At 57.9% G+C, this 3,492-nt stretch carries 2 protein-coding genes; both read left to right on the top strand.

Annotated features, from left to right (window positions below; genetic code table 11):
- On the top strand, nt 1-2,127 hold a 2,127-nt coding region (locus KBY08_RS26170; protein ID WP_276616058.1), incomplete at its 5' end, for a type I secretion system permease/ATPase.
- Nucleotides 2,120-3,492: HlyD family type I secretion periplasmic adaptor subunit (locus KBY08_RS26165; protein ID WP_111522804.1), on the top strand; the 1,373-nt coding region annotated here is incomplete at its 3' end. The genes KBY08_RS26170 and KBY08_RS26165, both read left to right, overlap by 8 nt.

Raw genomic sequence — 3,492 nt, 5'->3', positions numbered from 1 at the left:
AATGCCCCTCGCCTGGACACCGGCCTTGCCTCGCTGGTCATGCTTGCGCGCTTTCATCAGGTGGCGGCTTCGCCAGAGCAACTTGCCCATGAGTTTGGCAGCCCTGACCAGTATCTGTCGCAGGACAGCCTGTTACTGGCGGCCCGTAAACTCGGCTTGAAAGCCAAGGCTGCGAGGACTACCACCGAGCGTTTGGACCGTACACCACTTCCCGCGATAGCAGCGGACAATAACGGTGGTTTCTTCATCATCGCGCGTCTTGATCAAGGCAAGGCGCTCATCCACGACCCTCTTTCTCAACGCCCCGAGGTTGTTACTTTCGAGGCCTTGCAGGAGCGTTGGACAGGTCAGTTACTGCTCATTCGCTCGGAAGCCGGGACGCCGGGCGAGTCCTCAAGTTTCGATTTCACCTGGTTCATTCCTGCCATCGTCAAGTACCGGAAGTTGCTGGGCGAAGTGATGCTGGTTTCCTTCGTCCTGCAAATTTTCTCGCTGATCACACCGCTGTTCTTCCAGGTAGTGATGGACAAGGTACTTGTCCATCACGGATTGACCACCCTCGACGTTATCGCCATCGGCCTTGCCGGTGTGATGCTGTTCGAGTCGGCCTTGTCTGGCTTGCGCACCTACGTGTTCGCACACACCGCCAGCCGCATTGACGTAGAGCTGGGTTCGAAGCTGTTTCGTCACTTGATCACGTTGCCGCTCTCGTACTTTCAGGCTCGCCGCGTGGGCGATTCGGTAGCACGGGTGCGTGAACTGGAAAACATCCGCAACTTCCTGACCGGCAATGCCATCACCCTGTTGCTGGATGTGCTGTTCTCGGTGGTGTTCATTGCGGTGATGTTTTACTACAGCGGTTGGTTGACGTTGATCGTGCTGTTGTCCCTGCCGCTCTACATTCTGGTGTCGGTGCTCATTACTCCTGTGTTGCGCAAACGCCTTAACGACAGTTTTGCCCGAGGTGCTGAGAATCAGGCGTTTCTGGTCGAAACGGTTAACGGCATCGACACCCTTAAATCGATGGCAGTGGAGCCTCAAGCCATTCGCAAGTGGGATAACCAGTTGGCGGGCTATGTCGCTGCCGGATTCAAAACTCAGAACCTGTCGACCATTGCCAACGAAAGTGTCTCTCTGATCGGCAAACTGGTGACTGTTGCAACCCTGTGGTTTGGCGCGCGTCTGGTGATTGACGGCCAACTTTCGGTCGGCCAGTTGATTGCGTTCAACATGCTGGCCGGGCGTGTTGCCCAACCGATCATGCGCCTTGCCCAACTGTGGACCAACTTCCAGCAGACCGGCGTGTCAGTTCAGCGTCTGGGCGACATCCTCAATACCCGTAACGAACTCTCGCAAATCAACCGCAGTACGTTACCGCCGATCAAGGGGCGCATTGAATTCGATCAGGTGCATTTTCGCTATCGTCCCGATGGCTCGGAGATCCTGCGGGGCATCAATCTTGTTATCACTCCGGGCCAAGTCATCGGTGTGGTGGGGCGTTCCGGTTCTGGCAAAAGCACACTGACGCGTCTGTTACAACGCCTCTATGTACCGGAGCGCGGTCGGGTGTTGGTCGACGGTATGGACCTGGCCCTGGCAGACGTCTCTTCCCTGCGCCGCCAGATCGGCGTGGTGCTGCAAGACAACATGCTGTTCAACCGCAGCATCCGCGAAAACATCGCCTTGAGCGATGCCGGAGCGCCTTTGGAGGCCGTGATGCAAATGGCCAAACTGGCTGGCGCCCACGACTTCATCCTTGAGCTGCCGGAGGGCTACGACACGATGGTCGGTGAGCACGGTGCGTCGTTATCCGGCGGTCAGCGCCAACGTATCGCCATTGCCCGCGCCTTGATGGGCAACCCGCGCATCCTGATTTTCGACGAGGCCACCAGTGCGCTGGACTATGAGTCAGAGCGCATTGTTCAGCAGAACATGCAGGCCATCTGCAAGGGGCGCACGGTGATCATCATCGCGCATCGGCTGTCTGCCGTTCGCGATGCCAACCGCATTGTTGTAGTCGATCGCGGGCAAATTGTAGAGCAGGGCACTCATGCCGAATTGCTCACACACCAAGCCGGTCATTACTCGCGCCTTCATCGCCTGCAGCAGGGAGGCAGCCATGTCTAACGCTGAATCGACCGGACTATTGCAGCGCTACCGCCGCGTGTGGCGCCAATCGTGGCGTCACCGTCGTGAAATGGATGCACCCAAGCGCTTGGCGCATGAAGTTCAGTTTCTGCCCGCTGCACTGGAACTCCAGGATAAGCCCAGTCATCCCGCGCCGCGTGTTTTCATGTGGGCGATCATGTTTTTTGCCGCTCTGGCGTTGCTATGGGCATGCCTGGGCAAGATTGACGTGGTAGCGACAGCCAGCGGCAAAATCATTCCCAGCGGCAAGACGAAAACCATTCAGTCCAGTGAAACCGCTGTGGTCAAGGCGATTCATGTGCGTGACGGGCAATCGGTCAAGGCCGGTCAGTTGCTTTTGGAGTTGGACTCCACATCTGCGGATGCTGATGTCGGACGCGTCCGCAGTGATTTGCTGGCTGCACGTATCGACAGTGCCCGAGCGGCCGCCATGCTCGATGCAATCAACCAGCGCAAACCGCCTCGGGATCTGACCGGTACCATACTGGATGCCGACCCGATGCATGTATTGGCGGCTGAGCGCTGGCTGCAGGGCCAGTATCAGGAGTACCGCAGTAGCCTTGACCTGGTAGATGCCGAAATTCAGCAACGCCAGGCCGATATTCAGGCCGCGCGTATTCAAGTCATGAGTTTGCAGAAAACCCTGCCTATCGCCACCAAACTGGCCAGTGACTACGAAAACCTTCTGAAAAAGCAGTACATCGCCCGCCATGCTTACCTGGAAAAGGAACAAGCGCGCCTGGACCTCGAGCGCCAACTGAGCGTGCAGCAGGCCAGCGTCCTGCAATCCACCGCCGCCCGCCAGGAAGCAGAACGTCGTCGCGAAGGCGTAGTCGCCCAGACCCGCCGCGCCATGCTTGACCTGCTGCAGCAAGCCGATCAAAAGATCGCATCTTTCAATCAGGACCTGACCAAGGCCCGTTATCAGGAAGACCTCACCACCCTTGAAGCGCCGGTAGACGGCACCGTCCAGCAACTGGCCGTGCACACCGTCGGCGGCGTCGTCACCCCCGCACAACCGCTGATGGTATTAGTCCCTGACGGCCAGCCCGTGGAAGTGGAAGCCATGCTGGAGAACAAGGACGTCGGCTTTGTTCGCGCCGGTCAGCCCGTTACCGTCAAGGTCGAAACCTTCACCTTCACCAAGTACGGCACGATAGAAGGCGAAGTCATCAGCGTCTCCAACGACGCCATCGAAGATGAAAAGCGCGGCTTGATCTACAGCAGCAAGATTCGTCTTAACAGCGATACGCTGAATGTGAATGGCGTGGACATCAAGTTGTCGCCGGGCATGGCGGTGACGGCGGAAGTGACGACGAACAAGCGGCGGGTGATTGAGTATTT

This window comes from Pseudomonas sp. P135 (genome assembly GCF_020312125.1).
Classification (GTDB): domain Bacteria; phylum Pseudomonadota; class Gammaproteobacteria; order Pseudomonadales; family Pseudomonadaceae; genus Aquipseudomonas; species Aquipseudomonas fragariae.
Note: the sequence above shows the minus strand (reverse complement) of the source record. Positions and strands in the feature narration are given on the sequence as shown.